Below are 4,626 nucleotides of genomic sequence, written 5' to 3' on the forward strand. Positions count from 1 at the left end.
AATATCTCGGTATCAGAGTATAAGAATTTCTTAATTATCGGAAAAATGTTTTCGGTGTGTATCGAAATGGTTCCTTTTTCTTGCATAATTTTATTATTGATTTTCTGGTTAATGATTAGTAACAACCGTGCTTATCAATGAGCGTTCCAAAGAGCGATGATTGTCAAATTGGCAGTAAGGCATCTTATTCGTAAACCGATTTGAGTTTTGATTATATTTGACTTCTACAATAATGACAGAGGAACAATACAATAAGTCAATTAATACACAAGAGTTGCAACTGACTGTTAGTAAAAAACTATCGCATTTTAGTATTGTACTGTTTTGCCTGTTTGTTTGTATAATTTTACCTGTAATACATGCAATAAAATATTTTCAAGGAGATCAAAGTCCTTTTATGTCTGGCGAAATATTAATAATAATTATTCCAGCTATAATTGGATTGTTATTCTATTGGCTTCAAAAGAGTCGATTGAAGTTCAAAATAATAACAACATCATTAACTCGGGCTAATTTGATAGATATTATTAATTTAGTTGGTAAGCAATTAGAATGGTCTATTTCTCATCCAAGCCATAATGAAGTTTTGGCAAGAACAAACCCGTCATTCTTTTCGGGAAGTTGGGGCGAGCAGGTAACAGTATTATTTTATGGAGACGAGGTATTAATAAATAGCGTTTGTGATCTAAATAAGCAGACTTCTGTGGTGTCGTTTGGCAGGAATAGAAAAAATGTAGAAACCTTGATCAACGCTATAAAAAAGGCAGACAAATATTATACTTAATCCCATTGGTTATGAGTGATTATTTTGTAGAAAAGCTAGCCACTTTTGATAGGGCCCTAAAAAATTTTAAAGAATCATTATTAGCAAACCCTTCACAATTAGAGCGCGACGGTGCCATACACCGTTTTGAATATTGCTATGATCTTGCCTGGGAAACCTTAAAATTTTATTTACAAGACAGGGGCATAATCGATCTGTATAGTCCTAAATCCGTTTTTTCGGCTGCGTATGCAGAAAAGGTTATAGACGATGAAGCAATATGGTCAACCATAATTACTAAACGAAATTTATCAGTACACACTTACAATCAAAAATTGGCCGATAGTATATTTTCTGAGCTTCCGGAATATTATAACGCTATGTTTATATTATTGAAAACTTTAGTTGGTAAGTTTATTTAGAAAGCTGCTCGATACCTTTTGCAGATTCTTTACTGTCTCCTCATCCTTAACATTTCCATCTGCATCAATTTTTGATCTTACAAACTGTATCAGCAAAGTAGCGTCATCAACAATGTTAGCAGACAACGCCCCCAAAGTAAGCAGGAGGGAAGCATGTGCATGCTCGCCGCCTAATGATGCAGTGATGAGGGCCACGGGTTTATCAACTAATGTACTGCTTGATACCATCCAATCGAGCATATTTTTTAACGAGCCGGGTACACCAAAAGCATATTCGGGTGTGCAGATGATAAGGCCATCAGTTTTAGCGAGTAACTGACGTAAGGATGCTACTGATGCCGGCGGATTATCTGTGTCAAAACCCGGATCAAACGCAGGTATTTGTGCAAGATCATTATAGATAGTATATTCAATATCCGCAGGAACAATTGAACCTAAAAATTTTAGAATAGAGTGATTTGATGAACCCTGGCGTAAACTGCCGGATATAGCTAAGATATTTTTCATGGTTTTAAGAGCCGGCAATTTATAATATGGAATTGAAAATAACGAATACTGAATTGTAAACGTTTTTGAAAAGCGGTGGGTTAGTGCTATTTTCAATATTGATGGCATTGGGAAATATACCTAAAACGTATCATTTCCTTGTTTAAGTCGGGGTATTTCATTTATTCGTGAAACAAATAATCGCCTCAAAATCTAATGGCAATATGCTGACTAATGCCTATTGATGCAAACCGCAATTAATACTACTTTTGTGCTTCATTTTTTAATTCGATGTCTGAAAATATTGAACATGTTAAATGCCTGATAATTGGTTCGGGTCCTGCCGGATATACAGCTGCGATATACGCTTCGCGTGCTGATTTGAAACCGGTTATGTACACAGGAATGCTTGCCGGCGGCCAGCTTACCCAAACTACAGATGTAGAGAATTTCCCGGGGTATCCTAACGGTATCATGGGTCCGGAAATGATGGAAGATTTCCGTCATCAGGCCCAACGTTTGGGTACTGATATTCGTTTTGGATACGTAAGCTCGGTTGATTTTTCGAGCCTGCCGCATAAGGTTGTGGTTGATGAAAACAAAACCATATTGGCCGATACCGTTATTATATCAACCGGCGCGTCTGCCAAATGGCTCGGGTTGGAGTCCGAACAAAAATATAGTGGTTTTGGCGTATCTGCCTGCGCTGTGTGTGATGGGTTCTTTTTTAAGGGCCAGGATGTAGCCATAGTAGGGGCGGGTGATACTGCTGCCGAAGAAGCAACTTATTTAGCTAAATTATGCCGTAAGGTTTTTATGATTGTTCGCAGAGACGAGTTTCGTGCATCAAAAGCTATGGTGCACCGTACTTTAAATACGCACAACATCGAGATACTATATAATACCGAAACTAAAGAGATTTTAGGCGACGGACAAAGTGTGAACGGTGTTAAAGTGTTCAACAACAAAACAAACGAAGAAAGAGATCTGGATGTTACCGGCTTTTTTGTAGCCATAGGCCACTCGCCTAATACCGAAATATTTAAAGAGTGGATAGATATGGACGAAACCGGCTATATCAAAACCAAACCAGGCTCAACACAAACCAATATAGAAGGCGTGTTTTGCTGCGGCGATGCGCAGGACCATATTTATCGCCAGGCGGTTACCGCTGCCGGCACGGGCTGTATGGCAGCAATTGATGCCGAACGCTACCTGGCTGCTAAAGAGCACCCCGTTATTGCTTAATTAAATTTAATTTACATATAAATAGCTGCCCGAAAAGGCAGCTATTTTAATTTACAGCAATTTTTTTACGTAGTAAATGCAGATTAATTTTTCAAATCTGTTAACTTCACGATCTTTATTAATCGGCTAACTTATAACTATGTATAAGAGGATATTTTTATTGCTTTTTAGCTTCCTTTATCTTTCTAAATTTATTGTAAATGCACAGGATGCTGATCCTAATTTAGGAATAATACCGGCCCCGGTATCCGTAAAAAAAGCCCCCGGCCAATTTGTTCTTAGCCAGGAAACTATATTGCAAACTGATAGCTTAGACACAAGACCGGTAGCTTTCTTAACAGATTACCTGCAAAACAAAACTATACTACGCATTCAACCCAAACCTTACACCGGGCAGATTACGAATAGTATCATCTTAACCAGTTCGGGTACAGATGGTTTACCTGCCGAAGGTTATCGTTTAACCATAACCCCTCAAAATATTACCATTGCCGCTAAAGATGCCGGGATGTTTTACGGCATACAAACCCTGATACAGTTAATGCCCTTAGAGCGTGCGGCAACTGTCAAATTACCATGTGTGCAGATTGAAGATTATCCCCGCTTTAGCTATCGCGGATTTATGCTGGATGTATCCCGCCATTTCGCTACAGTCGAGCAGGTTAAGAAATACATAGATCTGATGGCAGCTTATAAACTGAATAATTTTCACTGGCATTTAACTGATGACCAGGGTTGGCGCATCGAGATAAAAAAATATCCAAAGCTTACAATTATTGGCAGCAGGCGTGCAGAAAGCCTTATAGGCAATTATCACGATCGTACACCCCAGCAATTTGACAATACACCCTATGGTGGCTTTTATACCCAGGACCAAATTCGCGATGTGGTAAAATATGCTGCTACAAGATACATTAATATTGTGCCCGAAATTGAAATGCCCGGTCATTCGGATGCCGCGTTGACTGCTTATCCCGAGTACGGCTGTAACCCGCCAAACACCTATAAAGTATCCGGAACATGGAGTGAGCGGCACGATGTATTTTGCCCTACAGAGCAAACATTTACCTTTCTGCAAGATATTTTAACAGAAGTGATGGAGCTTTTCCCCGGAAAATATATTCATATAGGCGGCGATGAAGTAGCAAAAGACGATTGGATAAACAATGATTTCTGTCAAAAGCTTATCAAGAAATTAAAGTTAAAGGATGAGAAAAGCTTGCAAAGCTATTTTATTTCGCGCATGGAACAGTTTGTTAACTCAAAAGGGCGCAGCGTAATTGGCTGGGATGAGATATTAGAAGGAGGTTTAGCGCCAAATGCTACGGTTATGAGCTGGCAAGGCGAATCGGGCGGTATACAGGCCGCAGGGTTGAGTCATGATGTAATAATGGCGCCAAGCAGCCAGGGCCTTTACTTTGACCATGCACAAGGTAAACTAAGTACAGAACCTTTGGGAATAGGTGGTTACGCGCCTATACAAAAAAGTTATGCGTATAATCCTGTTCCGGCTGTTTTAACGCCCGAGCAGCAAAAGTTTGTAATTGGTGTGCAAGCCAACTTATGGACAGAATATATACCTACAGGTAATAAGGTAGAATATATGTTATTGCCAAGAATGCTATCGTTGGCAGAAATAGCGTGGACACAGTTAGCCAATAAAAATTTTACAGATTTTTCTGAGACACGGCTGCCTGCACATTTAGC

At 39.3% G+C, this 4,626-nt stretch carries 5 protein-coding genes; 4 read left to right on the forward strand and 1 reads right to left on the reverse strand.

Going from position 1 to position 4,626, the window contains the following annotated elements:
* Nucleotides 1–232 precede the first annotated feature (232 nt).
* A complete protein-coding gene (locus JWP71_RS05600) occupies nucleotides 233–784 on the forward strand; it encodes a hypothetical protein (RefSeq protein ID WP_299497812.1) in 552 nt (183 codons plus the stop codon).
* A gap of 11 nt (nucleotides 785–795) precedes the next feature.
* Nucleotides 796–1,185 carry an HI0074 family nucleotidyltransferase substrate-binding subunit gene (locus tag JWP71_RS05605; protein ID WP_299497813.1) on the forward strand — a complete coding sequence of 130 codons (390 nt, stop codon included), beginning with the start codon at nucleotides 796–798 and terminating at the stop codon, nucleotides 1,183–1,185.
* Here JWP71_RS05605 and JWP71_RS05610 read toward each other — a convergent pair.
* A complete protein-coding gene (locus JWP71_RS05610; RefSeq protein ID WP_299497814.1) occupies nucleotides 1,165–1,692 on the reverse strand; it encodes an NADPH-dependent FMN reductase in 528 nt (175 codons plus the stop codon). The genes JWP71_RS05605 and JWP71_RS05610 overlap by 21 nt on opposite strands.
* A 270-nt stretch (nucleotides 1,693–1,962) precedes the next feature.
* Between JWP71_RS05610 and trxB the strand changes: the two genes are divergently transcribed.
* Nucleotides 1,963–2,919 carry a thioredoxin-disulfide reductase gene (gene trxB, locus JWP71_RS05615; RefSeq protein WP_299497815.1) on the forward strand — a complete coding sequence of 319 codons (957 nt, stop codon included), beginning with the start codon at nucleotides 1,963–1,965 and terminating at the stop codon, nucleotides 2,917–2,919.
* A gap of 139 nt (nucleotides 2,920–3,058) precedes the next feature.
* Nucleotides 3,059–4,626 (forward strand): beta-N-acetylhexosaminidase (locus JWP71_RS05620; protein ID WP_299497816.1); only part of this gene is annotated, 1,568 nt, incomplete at its 3' end.

The organism is Mucilaginibacter sp. (assembly GCF_028287845.1).
Classification (GTDB): Bacteria; Bacteroidota; Bacteroidia; order Sphingobacteriales; family Sphingobacteriaceae; genus Mucilaginibacter.